This window comes from Pseudomonas sp. NPDC087804, from assembly GCF_044742965.1.
GTDB classification, from domain to species: Bacteria; Pseudomonadota; Gammaproteobacteria; order Pseudomonadales; family Pseudomonadaceae; genus Aquipseudomonas; species Aquipseudomonas rustica.
On sequence record NZ_JBIUVN010000003.1, the window covers coordinates 105,693 to 126,790 of the forward strand.

General features: G+C 58.5%; 18 protein-coding genes. 14 read left to right on the forward strand and 4 right to left on the reverse strand.

The window, feature by feature from the left end:
* The first annotated feature begins 180 nt into the window (after nucleotides 1-180).
* The 3 genes from ACIOMO_RS09200 to ACIOMO_RS09210 all read left to right on the forward strand — a co-directional run bounded on the left by ACIOMO_RS09200 (nucleotide 181) and on the right by ACIOMO_RS09210 (nucleotide 2,496).
* A complete protein-coding gene (locus tag ACIOMO_RS09200; protein WP_401240108.1) occupies nucleotides 181-657 on the forward strand; it encodes a thioesterase family protein in 477 nt (158 codons plus the stop codon).
* A 24-nt stretch (nucleotides 658-681) separates the two neighbouring features.
* Nucleotides 682-1,845, forward strand: a complete 1,164-nt coding sequence (locus ACIOMO_RS09205; RefSeq protein ID WP_401240111.1) for a gamma-butyrobetaine dioxygenase — start codon at nucleotides 682-684, stop codon at nucleotides 1,843-1,845.
* 387 nt (nucleotides 1,846-2,232) lie between these two features.
* A complete protein-coding gene (locus ACIOMO_RS09210) occupies nucleotides 2,233-2,496 on the forward strand; it encodes a hypothetical protein (protein WP_007962640.1) in 264 nt (87 codons plus the stop codon).
* 88 nt (nucleotides 2,497-2,584) lie between these two features.
* On the opposite strand, the gene ACIOMO_RS09215 is transcribed toward ACIOMO_RS09210, so the two are convergent.
* From ACIOMO_RS09215 to ACIOMO_RS09225, 3 genes are all read right to left on the reverse strand, one after another.
* Nucleotides 2,585-3,688 (reverse strand): GlxA family transcriptional regulator, encoded by a 1,104-nt coding sequence (locus tag ACIOMO_RS09215; RefSeq protein WP_053124577.1) that lies wholly within the window; start codon nucleotides 3,686-3,688, stop codon nucleotides 2,585-2,587.
* A gap of 515 nt (nucleotides 3,689-4,203) precedes the next feature.
* Entirely contained in the window at nucleotides 4,204-5,580 is a 1,377-nt protein-coding gene (locus ACIOMO_RS09220) for an L-serine ammonia-lyase (protein WP_401240115.1), read from the reverse strand.
* 65 nt (nucleotides 5,581-5,645) lie between these two features.
* Nucleotides 5,646-5,825, reverse strand: a complete 180-nt coding sequence (locus ACIOMO_RS09225; RefSeq protein ID WP_053124581.1) for a hypothetical protein — start codon at nucleotides 5,823-5,825, stop codon at nucleotides 5,646-5,648.
* Between the two features lie 191 nt (nucleotides 5,826-6,016).
* On the opposite strand from ACIOMO_RS09225, the gene ACIOMO_RS09230 reads away from it, so the two are divergent.
* The 3 genes from ACIOMO_RS09230 (at nucleotide 6,017) to choV (ending at nucleotide 9,051) form a co-directional block, all read left to right on the forward strand.
* Nucleotides 6,017-6,964 carry a choline ABC transporter substrate-binding protein gene (locus ACIOMO_RS09230; RefSeq protein ID WP_212545044.1) on the forward strand — a complete coding sequence of 316 codons (948 nt, stop codon included), beginning with the start codon at nucleotides 6,017-6,019 and terminating at the stop codon, nucleotides 6,962-6,964.
* Between the two features lie 66 nt (nucleotides 6,965-7,030).
* Complete coding sequence (gene choW, locus ACIOMO_RS09235) at nucleotides 7,031-7,876, forward strand: choline ABC transporter permease subunit (protein WP_008085763.1); 846 nt, start codon at nucleotides 7,031-7,033, stop codon at nucleotides 7,874-7,876.
* Nucleotides 7,873-9,051, forward strand: a complete 1,179-nt coding sequence (gene choV, locus ACIOMO_RS09240; RefSeq protein ID WP_053124583.1) for a choline ABC transporter ATP-binding protein — start codon at nucleotides 7,873-7,875, stop codon at nucleotides 9,049-9,051. Before choW ends, choV begins: the two co-directional genes overlap by 4 nt.
* Before the next feature lie 227 nt (nucleotides 9,052-9,278).
* On the opposite strand, the gene betT is transcribed toward choV, so the two are convergent.
* On the reverse strand, nucleotides 9,279-11,276 hold the full coding sequence (gene betT, locus ACIOMO_RS09245; protein ID WP_053124585.1) for a choline BCCT transporter BetT: 1,998 nt from the start codon (nucleotides 11,274-11,276) through the stop codon (nucleotides 9,279-9,281).
* A gap of 323 nt (nucleotides 11,277-11,599) precedes the next feature.
* Here betT and betI point away from each other — a divergent pair, with 323 nt between their 5' ends.
* The 8 genes from betI (at nucleotide 11,600) to ACIOMO_RS09285 (ending at nucleotide 20,970) form a co-directional block, all read left to right on the forward strand.
* The gene (gene betI / locus ACIOMO_RS09250) at nucleotides 11,600-12,193 is read left to right on the forward strand and encodes a transcriptional regulator BetI (RefSeq protein ID WP_053124587.1); all 594 of its coding nucleotides are present in this window, start codon (nucleotides 11,600-11,602) and stop codon (nucleotides 12,191-12,193) included.
* A gap of 88 nt (nucleotides 12,194-12,281) precedes the next feature.
* Complete coding sequence (betB, locus tag ACIOMO_RS09255; protein ID WP_159814756.1) at nucleotides 12,282-13,754, forward strand: betaine-aldehyde dehydrogenase; 1,473 nt, start codon at nucleotides 12,282-12,284, stop codon at nucleotides 13,752-13,754.
* 266 nt (nucleotides 13,755-14,020) lie between these two features.
* Entirely contained in the window at nucleotides 14,021-15,724 is a 1,704-nt protein-coding gene (gene betA / locus ACIOMO_RS09260) for a choline dehydrogenase (protein WP_401240122.1), read from the forward strand.
* Nucleotides 15,725-15,908: 184 nt separating this feature from the next.
* Nucleotides 15,909-16,907: a hypothetical protein gene (locus ACIOMO_RS09265; protein WP_401240125.1), complete on the forward strand. Its 999-nt coding sequence runs from the start codon at nucleotides 15,909-15,911 to the stop codon at nucleotides 16,905-16,907.
* A complete protein-coding gene (locus tag ACIOMO_RS09270) occupies nucleotides 16,907-17,632 on the forward strand; it encodes an AzlC family ABC transporter permease (RefSeq protein WP_401240127.1) in 726 nt (241 codons plus the stop codon). The genes ACIOMO_RS09265 and ACIOMO_RS09270 overlap by 1 nt, the downstream gene beginning before the upstream one ends.
* A complete protein-coding gene (locus ACIOMO_RS09275) occupies nucleotides 17,629-17,973 on the forward strand; it encodes an AzlD domain-containing protein (protein WP_053124598.1) in 345 nt (114 codons plus the stop codon). The genes ACIOMO_RS09270 and ACIOMO_RS09275 overlap by 4 nt, the downstream gene beginning before the upstream one ends.
* Before the next feature lie 217 nt (nucleotides 17,974-18,190).
* On the forward strand, nucleotides 18,191-19,633 hold the full coding sequence (locus ACIOMO_RS09280; protein ID WP_401240129.1) for a TldD/PmbA family protein: 1,443 nt from the start codon (nucleotides 18,191-18,193) through the stop codon (nucleotides 19,631-19,633).
* Entirely contained in the window at nucleotides 19,633-20,970 is a 1,338-nt protein-coding gene (locus ACIOMO_RS09285) for a TldD/PmbA family protein (protein ID WP_401240131.1), read from the forward strand. The genes ACIOMO_RS09280 and ACIOMO_RS09285 overlap by 1 nt, the downstream gene beginning before the upstream one ends.
* Nucleotides 20,971-21,098: the final 128 nt, after the last annotated feature.

Here is a 21,098-nt window from a genome sequence, read left to right on the forward strand (position 1 = left end):
TAGAGGGGACTGACCGAATTGATTGTTAGAGTTACGCCGACTTGCACCACCGAGCCGAACTCAAGTTTTGAATAGCATAAAAATCGGCTCCCTTTCCCCCTCGCCCCCTTGGGGGAGAGGGCTGGGGTGAGGGGGTAGCTCTTGATCTTAAAAACCCGCCCAATGCCCGGAACCCAAACCATGCCCCACCTCACCACCTACCAAACCAAAATCATCCCCGACTGGGTCGACTACAACGGCCACCTGCGCGATGCTTTCTACCTGCTGATTTTCAGCTACGCCACCGATGCCCTGATGGATCGCCTCGGCATGGACAGCAACAACCGCGAAGCCAGCGGCCACTCGCTGTTCACCCTCGAGCTGCACCTCAACTATCTGCACGAAGTGAAGCTCGACACCGAAGTCGAGGTGCGCACACAAATCATCGGCCACGACAGCAAACGCCTGCACCTCTATCACAGCCTGCACAAGGTCGGTGACGATCAGGAACTGGCCGGCAACGAGCAAATGCTCCTTCACGTCGACCTCGCTGGGCCACGTTCGGCACCGTTCAACGCCGACACCTTGAGCCGTCTGCAAAGTATCGTCACCGAGCAGAAAGACCTGCCCGCTCCCGCTTACATCGGCCGCGTCATCGCGCTGCCACCCGCCCGGTAATTCCATCGATCGCAAGGAGCCGCCATGAACACCGCTGCCGCTGTTGCCGACTTCCGTACTTATCCGTTGATCAGCGCGCTAAGCGGCGTGCAGAGTCTGGCGGACCGTGTTGCCATCGAGTGGGCTGACGGCCGCGTCAGCCCGTTTCACCATGTCTGGTTGCGGGACAATTGCCCGTGTCAGCAATGCGTTTACAACGTTACGCGCGAACAGGTTTTCGAGATCGTCGATGCCGCCATAGAGCTGAAACCTGCCGCCTCACACATCGACACCGATGGCTGCTTACGCATCGATTGGCAGGACGGCCACCTCAGCCGTTTCGATCCGGGCTGGCTACGCGCTCACGCCTACGACGATGAGTCCCGCGCGGAACGCCTCGAAGCCAAACCCAAGCCCTACCTGTGGCACAGCGATTTGCAGTTGCCGGTGTTCGAGTACGCGGCGCTGATGAACGACAACGCCGCTCTGCTGCAATGGATGCTCGCCATTCGCGACATCGGCCTGACCCAAGTACGCGGCGTACCCACCGAACCCGGTTCGCTGAAGCTCATCGCCCAGCGCATTTCATTCATCCGCGAAAGCAATTTCGGCGTGCTTTTCAACGTTCAATCCAAGGCCGATGCCGACAGCAATGCCTACACCGCTTTCAACCTGCCATTGCACACGGATCTGCCGACCCGTGAGCTGCAACCGGGGCTGCAATTTCTGCATTGCCTGGTGAATGACGCCGAGGGTGGCGAGAGTATTTTTGTTGATGGCTTTGCGATCGCCGATGCGTTGCGCAGCGAAGACCCGGCGTCGTTTCAGGCCCTGTGTGAAATCCCGGTGGAGTTTCGCAACAAGGATCGGCATAGCGATTACCGCTGCCTCGCGCCGATCATTGCTTTGGATGCGTTGGGGCGGGTGGCGGAGATTCGCATGGCGAACTTCTTGCGCGGGGCGTTTGATACGTCGGTGGAACAGATGCCGCTGTTGTATCGGGCATATCGTCGATTTATCGCGATGACCCGCGAGCCACGGTTTCGGTTGATGCAGCGGCTGAATCCGGGCGAGCTGTGGTGCTTTGATAATCGCCGCTCCTTGCATGCGCGCAATGCTTTTGACCCGGCCACCGGGGCGCGGCATTTTCAGGGCTGCTATATCGACCGGGATGAGTTGTTGTCGCGGATCCTCGTGTGGCAGCGTTAGACCGCGTTATCGTTCTTCGCGAGCAGGCTCGCTCCCACATTTAATCGCATTCCCCTGAATGAACGCGTTCACCTGTGGGAGCGAGCCTGCTCGCGAAGGCGTCAGATCAAACAACCCAACTCCTCTGATTCACAGCCAAAAAAAAGCCCCGATACCAGCCGTGACCGGATCGGGGCTCAAGCTACTGTTGAGGAGCTGCCGTGCGAGGGTGACCAAACCTTCGTGAAGCGAGCTTGCGCCAGTGTGCCCACTCCCCTGTCTGTCGAGTTAGCCGAAAACGACCTGTTCATAGTCGTCGCAGCCACACTGACAAAACGCCCTTGCCGTACCCGTCCCGGCCTTACAGAATCAAGCCAAGACCTCCGTTGCCACAGAAGGATTTGCGTGATGATGTACGCCGATTTGATTGACCAGGAAGACCTGTTGGGACAGCTCAAGGCCTTGGGTTTTCAGGTGCCGAGCGGTTCAACAGCCGAGCAGGCCTGCGAGTGTGCGGTGCGGGGTCTGGATAATGTTCGCGCGTTTGAACTGCGCAAGATGGTCAAGGACATGTACACCAGCGGCGCCAGTATTCAGCCGGCGGTGCGGCAGGCGATCGACAAGCAGTTGTTGCCGGCATTGGCGGACTATCAGCAAAGCCATAGCGCCTGATAAATCCATTCGCGAGCAGGCTCGCTCCCACAGTAGGAATGCATTCCAATGTGGGAGCGAGCCTGCTCGCGAAGAACGATGACTCGGTCTACAGCCTTACGCTGGCAAACGTCGATTCATTGCGCGCCTGACTCAATGCCGACATCGGCCCCGACAGCGGCGACATCACAATCGCTTGAGGCAGCGGCAGCATCGCCACTTGTTGGGTGGTGTTGGAACCTACGCGCTCGTCACGCGGCGGAATGCCGAAGTATTCGCGGTAGCACTTGGAGAAGTGCGGCGTCGATACAAACCCACACACCGAAGCCACTTCGATGATCGACATCGGCGTCTGCTTGAGCAATTGCCGCGCGCGGATCAGGCGCAGCTTCAAGTAGTAACGCGACGGCGAACAGTGCAGGTATTTCTGGAACAGCCGCTCCAGCTGTCGACGCGACACGGCGACGTACACCGCCAGTTCATCCAGATCGATTGGCTCTTCCAGATTGGCTTCCATCAGCGCAACGATTTCCTGCAACTTCGGCTGATTGGTGCCGAGCATGTGCTTGAGCGGCACGCGCTGGTGATCCTGCTCGTTGCGGATGCGTTCGTAGACGAACATTTCCGAGATCGCGGCGGACAGTTCACGGCCGTGATCGCGGCTGATCAGGTGCAGCATCATGTCCAGCGGCGCGGTGCCGCCGGAGCTAGTGAAACGGTTACGGTCAAGGGTGAACAGACGCGTGCTCATGGCCACGCGCGGGAAAGCTTCCTGCATCGCCGCCAGACATTCCCAGTGCACGCTGCAATCGAAACCGTCGAGCAACCCGGCGCAGGCCAGTGCCCAACTGCCGGTGCACACGGCGCCGAGGCGCTTGGACTGGCGCGCCTGGCTTTGCAGCCACGAGACGTGTTCACGGGTAACGGTGCGTTGAATGCCGATGCCGCCGCAGACAATGATGGTGTCCAGTGGCGGGGCTTTGTGCATGGAGGCGTCTGGGGTGATTTGCAGACCGTCACTGGCCCACACCTGGCCGCCATCGACGGTGAGGGTGCTCCAGCGATACAGCTCGCGACCGGACAATTGGTTGGCCATGCGCAGGGGTTCTACTGCGGAGGCCAGAGAAATCAGCGTGAAATTGTCCAGCAGCAGAAAGCCGATGGATTGAGGCGCACGGTTCTGGGGTTGGGCCCCGGAGTTGAACGACGTCATCGCGGTATCTCCTCACACAAAGCGGGTGATGGCCTCAGGCGGAGGCTCTTGTTATGGCCATCGTTCTCGCGTGGGAGACGGGCTTTGTTATGACAGAGCAATTGCCATGCCTAAAGTTGGATGGCCGTTCAATAACTCCTGAAAACGACCTGCTGAAGTGTCTATACAAGCCGTGCGACGGAAGGTGTTTCGAAGTGCCATCAGGGCGGGTGATAGCCCTGCGCAAAGGATCGTGAGCAAATCGGTAGCACTTGTGGGAACAGGGCTGAGCGCATTTGTATCGGAGTGTCACCACAGGCACGGGTGACGGGCGGTAGTAGGGTTGGTTAGGCGGCGTGGGCGAGAAAGGCGCTTATCTGATTGCGACGCGCTAAAAGGTGGCGTGTTTGATTGGGTGTGTTCACTTGGCGAGCAGTTTTGACTGGTCTGGCGCCTTCGCGAGCAGGCTCACTCCTACAGGGGAACGCATTCCAATTGTAGGAGTGAGCCTGCTCGCGATAAGAGGCGACTCGGTCTCAGCACTCAACCGCACTAACCGCCAACCCACCCCGCGAGGTCTCTTTATATTTGTCATGCATGTCGGCCCCGGTATCGCGCATGGTGCGAATCACCCGATCCAGAGAGATAAAGTGCTGACCATCACCACGCAAAGCCATCTGCGCCGCATTGATCGCCTTCACCGCCGCAATCGCATTGCGCTCGATACAAGGCACTTGCACCAGTCCTCCGACCGGATCGCAGGTCAGCCCAAGGTTGTGTTCCAGGCCAATCTCCGCCGCGTTGCACAACTGCTCCGGCGTAGCACCGAGAATCTCCGCCAGCCCCGCCGCCGCCATTGCGCACGCCGAACCGACTTCACCCTGACAGCCGACTTCGGCACCCGAGATCGAAGCATTCTTCTTGCACAGAATCCCCACCGCCGCCGCACTCAGGAAGTAGTCGACCACGTTGGCGTCCGTCACCGCTTCGCTGAACTTCATAAAGTAGTGCAGCACCGCCGGAATGATCCCCGCCGCGCCATTGGTCGGCGCCGTCACCATACGCCCGCCTGCTGCGTTCTCTTCATTCACCGCCAGCGCAAACAGGTTGACCCACTCCATCGCGCTCAACGTCGAGCCGATCACATTAGGCTTGCCCAATTCCTGCAGACTGCGATGCAACTTCGCCGCACGCCGCCGCACATTCAAACCGCCGGGCAGGATGCCTTCGTGTTTCAGTCCCTGTTCGACGCAATCCTGCATCGCCCGCCATAGCTTCATCAGGCCGGCGCGAATCTCTTCTTCACTGCGCCAGACCTTTTCGTTAGCCATCATCAATTCAGCGACGCGCAGGTTGTTCTTCTTGCACAGATCCAACAATTCAACCGCGCTGGAAAAGTCATAAGGCAATTCAGTGCGATCCAGATCGACGACACCGCTGGACGCCTGCGCTTCGTCCACGACAAAACCGCCGCCAACCGAATAGTAGGTGTCGCGATGCAATTCACCGTGATCGCCTTCGGCAACAATCGTCATGGCATTGGGATGGAACGGCAGGTTTTCATCGATCAGACGCATGTCTCGCGCCCAGACAAACGGCACTGATAAACGACCGTCCAATAACAGCGTATCGGTTTCACGCAGTGCCTGAATGCGCGGGCCAATCTGCGCCGGGTCGATTGCGTCCGGCCACTCGCCCATCAACCCCATGATCACCGCGTTGTCGCTGCCGTGACCGATACCGGTGGCCGACAGCGAACCGAACAGTTGCACCTCGATCCGCCGCACCTGTTCCAGCTGATGCTTGTCCCGCAGCGACTCGACAAACAACGCCGCCGCGCGCATCGGCCCGACAGTGTGGGAACTGGACGGGCCGATGCCGATTTTGAACAGGTCGAAAACGCTGATAGCCATTGCTGCAGAGCTCCTGAGGATGCCGGTCCGGGACGCAAAAGCGCCCGCTGGCGGAGCTGCTACGCTCAAGCTGCGATCCGCCAGAATGCCCGCATCATCAGGCTTTTGTCGGGACGCACGACGTCTGGCACCGACGCACTCATGTCCACCAGCGCCGCGCCGTTTTCGCCCCGGTTTTCGCCATTTTTGTGCGGTTCAGATGGCTGATCGGGGCAGAAAAAAGCTGTAAACGACGTCACCGACACTAGATACGACCATCCCTGTACTGGATACGACCCCCCCTGTAGGCGTCAGATTTTCACTGGTACATGATCGTTATGACTCGATTGCAAGGCGCCGTGGTAGAGCTGTCTCCAGAACGCCATCCAACCGCAACCTATAAGTGCGGTGGTCCACAGTCGGAACACTGCCAAAAAAAACACCAAGGAGTCCATCCATGAAAGGTTCCCCGTCGTTGTTATTGGCCGCCATGCTGAGTCTGCCGTTACTGGCGCAAGCTGCAGAACCGGCGCAGTGCAGTACCGTGAATTTCTCCGATGTCGGCTGGACTGACATCACCGCGACCACCGCGACCACTTCCGTTGTTCTCAACGCCCTCGGCTACAAGACCAAGACCACCATGATCTCCGTGCCCGTGACCTACAAGTCGCTGGCGGACGGCAAGAACATGGACGTGTTCCTCGGTAACTGGATGCCGACCATGGAGAACGACATCAAGGCCTACCGCGACGCCGGTACCGTGGAAACCGTGCGCACCAACCTCAAGGGCGCCAAGTACACCCTCGCCGTGCCGCAAGCCCTGTATGACAAAGGTCTGCACGACTTCGCCGACATCGCCAAATTCAAGAAAGAACTCGACGGCAAGATCTACGGGATCGAGCCTGGCAACGACGGCAACCGTCTGATCCAGAGCATGATCGAGAAGGACGCTTTCGGCCTGAAAACCGCCGGTTTCAAAGTCGTTGAATCGTCGGAAGCGGGCATGCTCTCGCAGGTTGATCGCGCGCAAAAACGCGACACCGCCGTGGTCTTCCTCGGCTGGGCGCCGCACCCGATGAACAAGCGCTTCAAGATTCAATACCTGACCGGTGGCGATGATTTCTTCGGCCCCGATTTCGGTGCGGCAACCGTGGCGACCAACACCCGCAAGGGTTACGCCGAGGAATGCAGCAACGTCGGTCAGTTGCTGAAAAACCTGGAGTTCAACGTCGACATGGAAAGCGAACTGATGGGCAACATCCTCGACGACAAGATGAAGCCTGACGCGGCCGCCAAGGCCTGGCTGAAAAAGAATCCACAGGTGCTCGATACCTGGCTCGCTGGCGTGACCACCATTGACGGTAAACCTGGCCTGGAGGCCGTGAAAGCCAAGCTGAATCAGTAATCGCTTATGCCGGGGGAGCTTGCTCCCTCGGGCTGTTTATTTCCTCGCATGCGGACGTTCACTACCATGCTGATTGATCAGAAAATACCTTTAGGCCAGTACATCGCGGGCTTCGTTGAATGGTTGACGCAACACGGCGCCAACACCTTCGACGCAATCGCCGTGACACTGGAAACGATGATCCACGGCGTGACGTTTGCGCTCACCTGGTTCAACCCTTTTGTCTTGATCGGCCTCATCGCCCTGCTCGCGCATTTCATCCAGCGCAAATGGGGATTGACCGTTTTCGTCATCGCTTCCTTTCTGCTGATCCTCAATCTGGGGTACTGGCAGGAAACCATGGAAACCCTCGCCCAGGTGCTGTTCGCGACCCTGGTCTGCGTGGTCATCGGCGTGCCGTTGGGCATCGTCGCCGCGCACAAACCGATGTTCTACACGTTAATGCGTCCGGTACTCGATCTGATGCAGACCGTACCGACCTTCGTTTACCTCATTCCTACCCTGACCCTCTTCGGGCTGGGTGTGGTGCCGGGCCTGATCTCCACGGTGGTGTTCGCCATCGCTGCGCCGATCCGCCTGACCTACCTGGGCATCCGCGATGTCCCGCAAGAACTGATGGACGCCGGCAAAGCCTTCGGCTGCTCGCGTCGCCAATTGCTCTCACGGATCGAACTGCCTCACGCCATGCCGAGCATCGCTGCCGGCATCACCCAGTGCATCATGCTGTCGCTGTCGATGGTGGTGATCGCGGCACTGGTAGGCGCCGACGGACTCGGCAAACCGGTGGTCAACGCACTGAACACTGCTGATATCGCCCTGGGCTTCGAAGCAGGCCTGGCGATCGTACTGCTGGCGATCATGCTCGACCGTATCTGCAAACAACCCGACGCCAAAGTAGGGGGTGACGCATGAGCATAATTCGCTTCGAAGACGTAGACGTAATCTTCTCCAAGGATCCACGCGAGGCGCTCAAGCTGCTCGATCAGGGCATGACCCGCAACGAGATCCTGAAGAAAACCGGGCAGATCGTCGGCGTGGAAAAAGCCACGCTGGACGTCAACAAGGGCGAAATCTGCGTGTTGATGGGCCTGTCCGGTTCGGGCAAGTCGAGCCTGCTGCGCTGCATCAACGGCCTCAACACCGTGAGCCGCGGCAAGCTGTTCGTCGAGCATGAAGGCAAGCAGATTGACATCGCTTCCTGCACCCCGGCCGAACTGAAAATGATGCGCACCCAACGCATCGCCATGGTCTTCCAGAAATTCGCGCTGATGCCGTGGCTGACGGTGCGCGAAAACATCAGTTTCGGTCTGGAAATGCAGGGCCGTCCGGAGAAAGAACGGCGCAAACTGGTCGACGACAAACTCGAACTGGTCGGCCTGACGCAATGGCGCAACAAGAAGCCTGACGAACTCTCTGGTGGTATGCAGCAGCGCGTTGGTCTGGCGCGGGCGCTGGCGATGGACGCCGATATTTTGCTGATGGACGAACCGTTCTCGGCACTCGACCCGTTGATCCGTCAGGGTCTGCAAGATGAGTTGTTGGAGCTGCAACGCAAGCTGAGCAAGACCATTGTGTTCGTGAGTCACGACCTTGATGAAGCACTGAAACTCGGCAGCCGCATCGCGATCATGAAAGACGGCCGGATCATCCAGTACAGCGTGCCGGAAGAGATCGTGCTGAACCCGGCGGACGACTATGTGCGCACGTTTGTCGCGCACACCAATCCGCTCAACGTGCTGTGCGGCCGCAGCCTGATGCGCACGCTGGACAACTGCAAACGCATCAATGGTTCGGTGTGTCTGGATCCGGGCGGCGATTCGTGGCTGGATCTGGCTGAGGGCAACACCATCAAGGGTGCGCGGCAGAACGGTTCGGTGCTGAATTTGCAGAACTGGGCGCCGGGGCAAGCGGTGGAAGGGCTGGAGCGTAAGCCGACGCTGGTGGATTCGAACATCGGCATGCGTGACGCGCTGCAGATTCGTTATCAGACCGGCAACAAACTGGTGCTGCACGATAACAATCATGTGGTGGGGATCCTGGGCGACAGCGAGTTGTATCACGCGTTGTTGGGCAAGAACCTCGGTTAAGGCGGGATAAAAAAAGGGATCGCGGTGAGCGATCCCTTTTTTATTGGGTCAAGGTAAAAGCCCCTCACCCTAGCCCTCTCCCGGAGGGAGAGGGAACCGACCGAGTTGTACTTTCAAGCTACACCGACCTGAGAAATTGAGTCGAACTCAGGCTTTGAAAAGCCCCCGATCTGCTCCCTTTCCCCCTCTCCCTTAGGGAGAGGGCTGGGGTGAGGGGGCTTTTGACTTTAGCTATACACCCGGCCAAGGAGCTGCCGATGGCTTTCAAACTGATCGAGCACATCCCGCGTGATCTGATCCTGCGTGAAGCCCATCAGGTCGTAATCCTGGCTGCCGTTGTGCAAATACACTTCAGCGCGGTAGTAACGCTGGCGCGCTTCATCGGACTGCGCCGACTCAGTCGGGGTCGCCAGATAACCGTCCAAGCTGACTTCGTAAACGAAAGGGTTGCCCTCTTCCATCTCGACACGCACACCCATGCAACGCTTGGATTTACCCAGCAGCGTCTGCACTGTCAGACCCTGCGCACGCATCTGCGCGGTGGCGTCTTCCAGCGCCGGGCTGACTTGCTTGTCCATGAAACGCTGCACCACCGATTGGCTCGGTTGCAGATCAAGTTGCGTCAGACGCTCGCTGAAACCGCGACGACCACGCTCCGCCAGTTGCGCTTGCTCCTGTTCGATCTGCACGTCCTGGCGCATCGCCTTGTGCAGGCCGAACATGAAGAACACCAACACCACCGAGAACGGCAGACCGGCCAGCACCACCATGGTTTGCATGGCTTCGAAGTTACCGGCGAACAGCAGGCCGATGGTCACCAGGGTGATCACGGCCGACCAGAAAATCCGCAGCCAGTGCGGCGCATCTTCGTCGACGTTGCCGCCCTTGCAGGACAGGTTCGCCATCATCACCGCGCCAGAATCGGCCGGGGTCAGGAACAGCACGAAGCCAACAAAAATCGATACACCGATGACGATTTTCGACGCCGGGTAATGCTCAAGCATTTGGTAGATCGCCATCGACGGCTGTTCCAGCGCCGTCTTGCCGAGCTCCACCGCCCCTTGGTTGATCACCAGATCCAGCGCCGAGTTACCGAAGATCGACAGCCAGGCCAAAGTGAAGCCCAGCGGAATCAGCAGTACGCCAGCCACCAGTTCACGCACGGTGCGACCACGGGAAATACGCGCGATAAACATGCCGACGAATGGCGCCCAGGAAATCCACCAGGCCCAGTAGAACAGTGTCCACAGGCCCATCCAGCGTTCGGTTTTTTCGGCACTGCCTTCGTACACATACAGGTCGAAAGTTTTCAGCACGATGCCGTTGAGATAATCGCCGATGTTCTGCACGAAGCCGTTGAGCAGGTGCAAGGTCGGGCCAAACAACAGCACGAAAATCAGCAAACCGCTGAACAACACGATGTTCAGGTTGGACAGACGACGAATGCCGTTTTCCACGCCGGACACGGCAGCGATGGTCGCCACGGTGCTCATCACGATGATCACGATCAACAGGTTGGTGTTGCTGTGCTCCATGCCGAACAGGTTTTCCAGGCCCGACGACACTTGCAGCGAACCAATCCCCAGGTTCGTCACCAGACCCAGCAGCGTCACGAACATGCCGAAGCCGTCCACCGCGTGACCGGCCGCGCCTTTGACCCAACGCTCGCCGACCAGCGGATACAGCGCCGAACGCAACGCCAGCGGCTGGTTATGACGGTAAGCAAAATACGCTACGGCCAGACCGACCAGTGCGTAGATCGCCCAGCCGTGCAGGCCCCAGTGCAGGAAGGTCAGTTGCACCGCCTGACGCGCGGCCATGTTGGTGGCCGAGGCGCCTTCCGGCGGATTGAAATAGTGATCCAGCGGCTCGGACGCGCCGAAGTACAGCAGCGAAATACCGATACCCGACGAGAACAGCATCCCCGCCCAGGCGCCGTAACTGAAATCCGGGGTGTCATCCTTGCTGCCCAGCTTGAGTTTGCCGTACGAGGAAAACGCCAGACCGACGACAAAGACCAGATAGGCGGCGATCACCACCATGTAGTACCAGCCGAAGCTGCGCGACAACCAGGCCTGAGCGATACCCAACAGTCTGCCGGCCTCTTGCGGGGCGATAATCAGAATGGCGGTCAACAACAGAATCAGCGCGGTAGAGGTGTAAAACACCCAACCGTTGACCGTCACCTTCTCGGGCGGGGTCTTTATTAGCGAGGCAGAACTCATGGCACAAATGCTCCAGGCAGTGCGAGAGAAGAACACAAGGCAACACGGCACCCGACTAATCGGTTAGTTGGCAGCCGACCGACGGGTGATATAAAGACACCCCGAAAAAAGCCCGAACCCTGAGAGCGCCGTGGCGTATAGGGTTCGAGCGGTTTTGGATGTCAGTTTTTGCGCCATTCACATGTGGGAAAAATCTGTAAGCAGCGACGATTTGTCGCAGATCTTATTCTTTGTTGATTGAACGTTCAATCAAAACAAAATAGACTGGCCCTCAATCCGATGAGCGTTGATCGCTCCTCGGAAGGCCTAAGGAGATGTGCAAGATGCCCAAGGTCGGTATGCAACCCATCCGCCGCCAACAGCTGATCGAAGCCACTTTGCAGGCGGTCGATCAGGTCGGAATGGGGGACGCCAGCATTGCGCTGATCGCCCGTTTGGCCGGTGTCTCGAATGGCATCATCAGTCATTACTTTCAGGACAAGAACGGCCTGATTGCCGCCACGATGCGGTATCTGATGAGCGTCCTCAGCGAGAACGTCACCCTGCGCCGCCAAGCGCTGGCAGATGACAGCCCACGGGCGCATCTGCAGGTGATCATCGAAGGCAACTTCGACGCCAGCCAGGTCAATGGCCCGGCAATGAAAACCTGGCTGGCCTTTTGGGCCACCAGCATGCACCAGCCGTCTTTGCACAGGTTGCAGCGGATCAACGATCACCGTCTGTATTCCAACCTGTGCTGCGAGTTCCGCCGTGTGTTGCCGCTCGAAGATGCGCGCACCGCAGCGCGTGGCCTGGCAGCGTTGATTGACGGTTTGTGGTTGCGCGGCGCGCTGTCGGGAGATGCTTTCGACACGGCGCAGGCGCAACAGATCGCTTACGAATACATGGATTTCCAATTGGCCAAGAAGGTGAGCTAGAGCACACAGAAAACGCTCGGCCCCTCACTGCCACCGCAGCCTCACCGCGGTGGTCAACGCCAACCACTAATGCACTTGCGAGGACACTATGGCCCGTTTCGAACTGCAAAAACTTTACATCGATGGCGCGTACTCGGACGCCGGCAGCGATGCCACCTTCGAAGCCATCAACCCGGCTAACGGTGAAGTCCTCGCACAGGTGCAACGTGCGACCAAGGAAGACGTCGAGCGCGCTGTAGTCGCCGCTGAAAAGGGCCAGAAAATCTGGGCCGCGATGACTGCCATGGAGCGTTCGCGCATCCTGCGCCGTGCCGTCGACATCCTGCGCGAGCGCAACGATGAACTGGCTGCGCTGGAAACCCTGGACACCGGTAAATCCTTCTCCGAAACCAAGTACGTCGACATCGTTACCGGCGCTGACGTGCTGGAATACTACGCAGGCCTGGTGCCGGCGATCGAAGGCGAGCAGATTCCACTGCGCGACACTTCTTTCGTCTACACCCGTCGCGAGCCGCTGGGCGTTGTCGCCGGTATCGGCGCGTGGAACTACCCGATCCAGATCGCGCTGTGGAAATCCGCTCCAGCCCTGGCCGCCGGTAACGCGATGATCTTCAAGCCAAGCGAAGTCACCTCGCTGACCACCCTGAAACTGGCCGAGATCTTCACCGAAGCCGGTCTGCCAAACGGCGTGTTCAACGTCCTGACCGGCAGCGGCCGTGAAGTCGGCACCTGGCTGACCGAGCACCCGCGCATCGAAAAAATCTCCTTCACCGGCGGCACCGACACTGGCAAGAAGGTAATGGCCAGCGCTTCGGCTTCGTCGCTGAAAGACGTGACCATGGAACTGGGCGGCAAGTCCCCGCTGATCATCTGCGACGACGCCGATCTCGATCGCGCTGCCGACACCGCGATGATGGCCAACTTCTACAGCTCCGGTCAGGTCTGCACCAACGGCACTCGCGTGTTCGTTCCGGCGCACCTGAAAGCCGCTTTCGAAGCCAAGATCGTTGAACGCGTTGCACGCATCCGCATCGGCAACCCGGAAGACGAGAACACCAACTTCGGCCCGCTGGTCAGCTTCGCGCACATGGAAAGCGTGCTGGGCTACATCGCCAAGGGTAAAGAGCAAGGCGCCCGCGTGCTGTGCGGCGGCGAGCGTCTGACCGACGGCGAATTCGCCAAAGGCGCATTCGTCGCGCCGACCGTGTTCACCGATTGCACCGACGACATGACCATTGTTCGTGAAGAAATCTTTGGCCCGGTGATGGCGATCCTCTCCTACGAGACCGAAGAAGAAGTGATCCGCCGCGCCAACGACACCGACTTCGGCCTGGCCGCCGGTATCGTCACCAAAGACCTGAACCGCGCACACCGTGTGATTCATCAACTGGAAGCCGGTATCTGCTGGATCAACGCCTGGGGCGAGTCCGACGCAAAAATGCCGGTCGGCGGCTACAAGCAGTCGGGTGTTGGCCGTGAAAACGGCATCAGCTCGCTGAACAACTTCACCCGCATCAAATCGGTACAGGTCGAGCTGGGCGATTACGTTTCGGTGTTCTGATCTGACGCAGAGTCTGGATGGGGCCTTTGTGGCGAGGGGATTCAGCGAAACGTCGCACCGCCCCGCTGGGCTGCAACGCAGCCCCCTCCAGACACTGCAATTCTCCAGACAGAACCCAGTCGCTGACTTTACGACTGCTGCGCAGCCGGTCGGGGATAAATCCCCTCACCACAGAGGATCTTCTCCACAGGGAGTTTCCTCCTCTGCTTAGGTTTTGCAGCGTCCCGGCGATCTTGACCTGACCAACTTCAAAGAGGGTGCATTCAATGTCCCAAGAATTCGATTACATCATCATCGGTGCCGGCTCGGCCGGTAACACCCTGGCGACCCGTCTGACTGAAGACGCCGGCGTCACCGTTCTGCTGCTCGAAGCAGGCGGCCCGGACTATCGCCTCGACTTCCGCACGCAAATGCCGGCCGCTCTGGCGTTCCCGCTGCAAGGTCGTCGTTACAACTGGGCTTACGAAACCGACGCCGAGCCACACATGGACGGTCGCCGGATGGAATGCGGTCGCGGCAAAGGCCTCGGCGGTTCTTCGCTGATCAACGGCATGTGCTACATCCGCGGCAACGCGATGGACTACGACGGCTGGGCGAAACTGCCGGGCCTGGAAAACTGGTCGTACCTCGACTGCCTGCCGTACTTCCGCAAAGCCGAAACCCGCGACATCGGCCCGAACGATTACCACGGTGGCGAAGGCCCGGTCAGCGTGACCACGCCGAAAGCTGGCAACAACCCGTTGTTCCACGCCATGGTTGAAGCGGGCGTACAAGCCGGTTACCCGCGCACCGAAGACTTGAACGGTTACCAGCAGGAAGGCTTCGGCCCGATGGACCGCACCGTGACGCCGAACGGCCGTCGCGCCTCCACCGCCCGTGGCTACCTCGACACCGCGAAAAAGCGTTCGACCCTGACCATCGTCACCCACGCCCTGACCGACAAGATTCTGTTCGAAGGCAAGCGTGCGGTTGGCGTGCGTTATCTGGTCGGTTCGGCGGAAGAGCGCGTTGAAGCCAAAGCGCGTAAAGAAGTGCTGCTGTGCTCCGGCGCTATCGCTTCGCCGCAGATTCTGCAGCGTTCCGGTGTCGGCCCGGCCGAGTTGCTGAAATCCCTCGACATCCCGGTCGTTCACGATCTGCCGGGCGTTGGTGAAAACCTGCAGGATCACCTTGAGCTGTACCTGCAATATGCTTGCACCCAACCGGTTTCGCTGTACCCGTCGCTGCTCTGGTACAACCAGCCAGCCATCGGTGCCGAGTGGCTGTTCAACGGCACCGGCATCGGCGCCAGCAACCAGTTCGAAGCCGGCGGTTTCATCCGTTCGCGTCCGGAATTCGAATGGCCGAACATTCAGTACCACTTCCTGCCGGTAGCGATTAACTACAACGGCAGCAACGGTGTGAAAGAGCACGGTTTCCAGGCGCACATGGGTTCCATGCGTTCGCCGAGCCGTGGTCGCATCCAGGCCAAGTCGAAAGACCCGCGCCAGCACCCGAGCATACTGTTCAACTACATGGCCACCGAGCAAGACTGGCAGGAATTCCGCGACGGCATCCGCCTGACCCGTGAAATCATGCAGCAGCCTGCGCTGGACGCTTTCCGTGGCCGCGAAATCAGCCCGGGCATCGAAGTGCAAACCGATGAGCAACTCGACAAGTTCATTCGCGAGCACGCCGAAACCGCGTTCCACCCGTCCTGCTCGTGCAAGATGGGCACCGACGAGATGGCTGTGGTTGATGGCGAAGGTCGCGTGCACGGCATGCAGAGCCTGCGTGTGGTCGATGCTTCGATCATGCCGATCATCACCACCGGCAACCTGAACGCGCCGACGATCATGATCGCCGAGAAAATCGCCGACAAGATCCGTGGCCGCCAGCCGCTGCCACGCAGCACCGCACCGTACTACGTCGCGGGCGATGCACCGGTCAAAGGCAAGCCGATGCGTGATATCACCCCGGTTGCGCACTGACAGCTAACTAACGCAACGTCTAAAAACCGCCAGCTCTTTTAAAGACTGGCGGTTTTTTGTTTAAACTTTCAGATTCTCTAACAGTACGGACCCACCCGAACAGACTTGTAATACTTACCATCTGCACCTCTCTCACAAACACACTAGAATGCGCGCCATCAAAAAACACAATCAAGGAAGAATGATGCCGCTCAACCGCACAAACTCAGAAATGTCCGCCAGTGCATTTCGACATGAACTGTCCAAAGAAACGACTATCTCTTTGGACTTCGGCTATCTAAGCGGCGTCATCGAATCATGGTGGGAGAAAAATAAAGAACAAAGCCTGCACACGCTAAAAATACAACTTACAAACTTATTGATTAATTATCTCAGACCAGAAGACACCGTCTATTTTGACCAGGTTGGCGCCCGCAACGGTGTCGCCGCCGTGTGTATCAAAAATGTTTTTACCAGCGACTGCCCAGCACTGGCCCTCACTGTTCATGAGGCACTGGCCGACCTGTTTCACTTGACTGATATAAAATACGAATATGAAGACCACAAAGCCCTGTACTTGAAACCTTCCGCGGAAAAATATCGGGAATGGGGTAATGGTTATGGTGATATCACCCCTCATTCTGATGACTTGTATGAAAGCCTTAACGTTGACTATATTGCGCTGACGGTGTGCCGGGATACTACACACACGCCGACCGCCTATTATTTCCCTGCTGACTTGCTGCTATCACTTAATGATGAGGAAATTCAAACCTTGCTGGGTATGCAGGCGATATTTGTTTCAGGCAAAAACGTCAGTGGCTCGAAGGAGCGCGTTCGAAATGTCGTTGAATACAATGAACAGTATGGCTACCGATTTTCACTGGATTTCCGTATCGACATTCACAGCGGCGAGCGAATGCGTGCGTTCAACGGTGGTCAAGAGGTACTGGATAAAATCCGCGCCGGGATCTCGGCCGCCAAGTGTAATGTCTCCACAGCACAGACCGGCACGTTCCTCATCGTTGCCAATAACAAGATATTGCATGCCCGCCCTACGCTGAACATCAGTGCCGATGACGTTCGCTCGCAAGCCGCAACTTCGACATTGAACAACACGCCACGCTTGCTGTTTCGCAGCAAAGGGCCTCGCAAGCAGTACTACTCGCTGGACGAAAAACACACCGTTCAGGAAGCGATTTGATGAAGGGCTGTCAAGCGCCAGCAAATTCCACCTTCGCACAAACGCTCAAAGCAGGTGGACGAGACGCGATCACGTTCGGCATCGCGTTCATTTTTCTGTATCTATCAATCGGCATGGTGGGCGCAGCCCAAGCGCTGACCTTGAGTCAGACGATGGCAACGACCCTGCTGATTTTTTCGACACCGCTACAGTTTCTACTCATACAAAACTATAACGACGGATGGTTACTGATCCCGATTATTCTGGCGCTCAATGCCCGATTCGTTTTGCTCTCAGCGACGTTGGCGCCGCACTTGAAGCATACGTCGACGCGTAAAATTCTCGCGTCACTGGTTTTGCTGACACCCTCGATATTCACCGCGTGCATAACTCGCTTCAAGCACGAGAAAAGTTTCCCGTTCGCGTATTTTATCGGCGTAGGTGCTCCGATCTTCGCCTTGTCGATTATCTGCACTTACGTTGGCTTCATCGCCGGTGCAGGTTTTGCCTCGCCGGTCATTGCTGCCGCCATGACGATGCTCTTGCCACTTCAGTTTACTGCATTGGCCGGCAAGCACTGGCCGCACTACATGGAAGTCTCCAGCTATTGGCTGGGTTTCATCGGTGCTCCTTTGCTGGTGTTGTTGTTCAAGGACTACAACTTGCTGATCACACCTTTTGTAATCGGCGGCTTGATCGTAATGATCGAAAACACCTGTACTCGCCAAGGAACGGTTATCCAATGACCCTCTGGATGCTAATCGGCTTTGCCGCACTCACAGCTTTTGCATTTCGCGCACTACCGTTTGCTTTCAAAAACACTTCGGCGTTGACGCGCACCAACGGTTCCTTCTACCGCTTCGTCAGTTACAGCGCCCAGGCGATGTTAGGTGTGATCATTTACGAAACCGCATTTGCCAAGCTTGATGGCCCAAGTCTGATGCAACAGTTTCAGATTCTGGATGCGCTGAAGATTTTGCTGTTAGTCGGAACATTTGTCGCAGTGGCCAAGACCCGACAAATCCTGCCCAGTTTCTTTGCCAGCTTGCTGATTTACGTATGCGCGTTCGTCTATTTGAATAACTGAAATTTTATTCCTAGGGACCGACAAAGGGGGCTATTGGACAGGCCGGCCAAGCTCCCCTCTGTCGGGTGGCGGGATGACTATCACTCGCCGAATATTTTCCCTCTCAAGCGTCACCCTTGATACTCCCCCCCACGCAGGCCTACTCTAGACCTCGCGCAACCGTTTCACCCCTCCCCGCCGTTGCTCTGCCGCTTCCCCCTGACAAGGAGGTTCCCGAATGTTCGATTTCCACCCCCAGCTCAAGCAGCGCTTCGCTGCCTTGCGCACGGGCGCTGAGTTTTTTTCCCTGCGGTATGTACGCGAGTCCGGCCAGTACCTGTCGGTGCGCAAGAACGTCGCCGAACCGCCAAGCCTGAGCCGTGACGAGGGCGCTATGCTCACCGTTCGCGTCAACGGCGTTGAGGCCTACGCGGCGACCAACGATTTGTCGCAACAAGGCCTGCAAGCTGCGCTTGAACGCGCCGAAACTCAGGCCCGTCGCCTGAAGCCGCACGCCTTGCTCGACCTGCGCGATCAGCCAGTGTCCAGCGATCGCGCTGATTACTTTTCGCCCAATCTCGAACAACCCTTCCCGTCCCTGAGCGAATGCTTTGAGCTGCTCGGCGCGGAATCCGCCTCGGTGCCAAAGGATGAGCGCCTGGTGAATTGGCAGGTGAGCATCGGCATTACTCACGTCGAACAGATTTATCTGAGCAGCGCCGGGGCCGAATTGCGCCAGGCCCAGCGCTTCGTCTATCCAGGCCTCGACGTCACCGCCTACGACGGCAACGACAGCCAGACCCGCAGCCTCGGCCGCGAAAACTTCGGCCAACAGGGCGGCGCTGATGTGATCAGCCGCTGCGGCTTGATCGGCGCCGGCCCGCAAGTCGCCGATCAGGCCCTGCAATTGCTGCTCGCGCCAAACACCCCGCAAGGCCCGCGCGATCTGCTGTTGATGCCGGATCAGATGATGCTGCAGATCCACGAATCCATCGGCCACCCGCTGGAGCTCGACCGCATCCTCGGCGATGAACGCAATTACGCCGGCACCAGTTTCGTCAAGGCCAGTGACTTCGGCACCCTGCAATACGGCTCGAAGCTGCTCAACGTAACCTTCGACCCGGGCATTCCCGAAGAACTCGCCAGCTACGGCCATGACGACGACGGCACGCAGGCGAGCAAACAATTTTTGATCCGCGAAGGTCTGTTGCTGCGGCCGCTGGGCGGTGCGCTGTCGCAATTCCGTGCCGGCATGGATGGCGTTGCCAACAGCCGCGCCTGCGGCTGGAACCGTGCGCCGATCGACCGCATGGCCAACCTCAATATCGAGCCGGGCGATCAGCCGTTGAACAAGCTGATCGAAGGCATCGAGCACGGCATTTTGATGAGCACCAACCGTTCGTGGTCGATCGACGATGCGCGCAACAAATTCCAGTTCGGCTGCGAATGGGGCCAGTTGATCGAAGACGGTGAACTTAAAGGCGTGGTGAAAAATCCGAACTACCGGGCGATTTCCGCGCACTTCTGGAAAAGCCTGCGCGCCGTCGGCGACGCCAACACCGTCAAGGTGCTGGGCACGCCAAACTGCGGCAAGGGCGAACCAAATCAGGTGATCCGCGTCGGCCACGCTTCGCCGGCCTGCGTATTCAGCAACGTTGATGTGTTTGGGGGAGACGCCTGATGAGCATTTCGAAGAGTCAGTCCGACGCCTTCAAGGTCATGGTCAATTGGCTGCGCGACAGCGTGCGCGAGCCGGAACAGTTCACCCTCAGCTATGCCGCTGAATCCTCGGCATTCGTGCGTTTCAATCACGCCAAAGTGCGTCAGGCCGGGCAGGTGCAGCAGGCCAACATCGTTCTGAAGCTGATCAACGACGGCCGTCATGCCGACCTGCAAGTCACCCTGTCCGGTGATCAGGAAGGCGATCTGCAACGCCTCGCCGAAGGCCTGCAACAACTGCGCGAAACCTTGCCGCTGTTGCCGCAGGATCCGTATCTGCTGCTCAATCACAACGGCTGGCAGAGTAAGAACGTGCAGGAACATCCGCTGCCGGACACGGAACAGGTGGTCGATGAAATCTGCGCCGCTGCTGAAGGTCTCGACTTGGTGGGCTTCTATGCCGCCGGGCCGATCAGCCGTGGTTTCGCCAGTTCTTCGGGGGCGTTTGGCTGGCATCAGGCGAACAGCTTCAACTTCGATTTCAGCCTGTTTCACGAGAACGGCGAAGCGGTAAAAGCCAGCTACGCCGGGCATGACTGGAGCAGCGAAGGGTTCGCCAAGCGCTTTGCTCAGGCGCGCGAGCAACTGGAATTTCTCGGTCGGCCGTTGCGCACCCTGGCGCCGGGGCAGTACCGCGCGTATCTGGCGCCAGCAGCGTTGGAAGAAATCATGGGCATGTTGAGCTGGGGCGGATTTTCGGCGCAGTCGATCGCGAGCAAAAGCAGTCCGTTGCAGAAGTTGTATGTCGGCGATCAGGCGTTCAGCCCGCTGGTGTCGCTGGACGAGAAAGTCAGCGAATCGCTGAGCCCGGCATTTTCCGGCGAAGGTTATCCGCGCAGCGATTTGCGACTAATCGTCGAAGGCAAGGCAGGCGATCAATTGGTTGGTTCGCGCAGTGCGGCGGAATATGGTTTGGCCGCTAACGGCGCCAGCGGCGGTGAATCGCCGAGTGCGTTGAACATGGCGGCGGGGGATCTGTCGCAAGCAGAGATCCTCAAGCAGTTGGGCACCGGGCTGTACATCAGCAACCTCTGGTACCTGAATTTCTCGGATCAACCGGCGGCACGCATGACCGGCATGACCCGTTTTGCAACCTTCTGGGTCGAGAACGGCGAAATTCAGGCGCCGGTGAGCACCATGCGTTTTGACGACAGCGCGTACAGCCTGCTGGGTTCGCAGCTGGAAGCGCTGACGGCGGAGCGCGAGTTGCTGCTGTCGGCGAGCACGTACAGCCAGCGCAATACCTCGTCGGCGTTACTGCCGGGGGCGCTGGTTAGCCGACTCACGCTAACTCTCTGACAGCGATCGTTCCCACGCTCTGCGTGGGAATGCAGCCCGGGACGCTCCGCGTCCCTGCCAAAAGCGGACGCGGAGCGTCCGTTGAGGCATTCCCACGCAGAGGGTGGGAACGATCATCAAACAGACAA

What these genes read in the sequence shown, in the direction of transcription:
- ACIOMO_RS09200 (WP_401240108.1), top strand. Translation starts at nt 181, where the DNA reads ATGCCCCACCTCACCACCTACCAAACCAAAATCATCCCCGACTGGGTC.
- ACIOMO_RS09205 (WP_401240111.1), top strand. Translation starts at nt 682, where the DNA reads ATGAACACCGCTGCCGCTGTTGCCGACTTCCGTACTTATCCGTTGATC.
- ACIOMO_RS09210 (WP_007962640.1), top strand. Translation starts at nt 2,233, where the DNA reads ATGATGTACGCCGATTTGATTGACCAGGAAGACCTGTTGGGACAGCTC.
- ACIOMO_RS09215 (WP_053124577.1), bottom strand. Translation starts at nt 3,688, where the DNA reads ATGACGTCGTTCAACTCCGGGGCCCAACCCCAGAACCGTGCGCCTCAA.
- ACIOMO_RS09220 (WP_401240115.1), bottom strand. Translation starts at nt 5,580, where the DNA reads ATGGCTATCAGCGTTTTCGACCTGTTCAAAATCGGCATCGGCCCGTCC.
- ACIOMO_RS09230 (WP_212545044.1), top strand. Translation starts at nt 6,017, where the DNA reads ATGAAAGGTTCCCCGTCGTTGTTATTGGCCGCCATGCTGAGTCTGCCG.
- choW (WP_008085763.1), top strand. Translation starts at nt 7,031, where the DNA reads ATGCTGATTGATCAGAAAATACCTTTAGGCCAGTACATCGCGGGCTTC.
- choV (WP_053124583.1), top strand. Translation starts at nt 7,873, where the DNA reads ATGAGCATAATTCGCTTCGAAGACGTAGACGTAATCTTCTCCAAGGAT.
- betT (WP_053124585.1), bottom strand. Translation starts at nt 11,276, where the DNA reads ATGAGTTCTGCCTCGCTAATAAAGACCCCGCCCGAGAAGGTGACGGTC.
- betI (WP_053124587.1), top strand. Translation starts at nt 11,600, where the DNA reads ATGCCCAAGGTCGGTATGCAACCCATCCGCCGCCAACAGCTGATCGAA.
- betB (WP_159814756.1), top strand. Translation starts at nt 12,282, where the DNA reads ATGGCCCGTTTCGAACTGCAAAAACTTTACATCGATGGCGCGTACTCG.
- betA (WP_401240122.1), top strand. Translation starts at nt 14,021, where the DNA reads ATGTCCCAAGAATTCGATTACATCATCATCGGTGCCGGCTCGGCCGGT.
- ACIOMO_RS09265 (WP_401240125.1), top strand. Translation starts at nt 15,909, where the DNA reads ATGCCGCTCAACCGCACAAACTCAGAAATGTCCGCCAGTGCATTTCGA.
- ACIOMO_RS09270 (WP_401240127.1), top strand. Translation starts at nt 16,907, where the DNA reads ATGAAGGGCTGTCAAGCGCCAGCAAATTCCACCTTCGCACAAACGCTC.
- ACIOMO_RS09275 (WP_053124598.1), top strand. Translation starts at nt 17,629, where the DNA reads ATGACCCTCTGGATGCTAATCGGCTTTGCCGCACTCACAGCTTTTGCA.
- ACIOMO_RS09280 (WP_401240129.1), top strand. Translation starts at nt 18,191, where the DNA reads ATGTTCGATTTCCACCCCCAGCTCAAGCAGCGCTTCGCTGCCTTGCGC.
- ACIOMO_RS09285 (WP_401240131.1), top strand. Translation starts at nt 19,633, where the DNA reads ATGAGCATTTCGAAGAGTCAGTCCGACGCCTTCAAGGTCATGGTCAAT.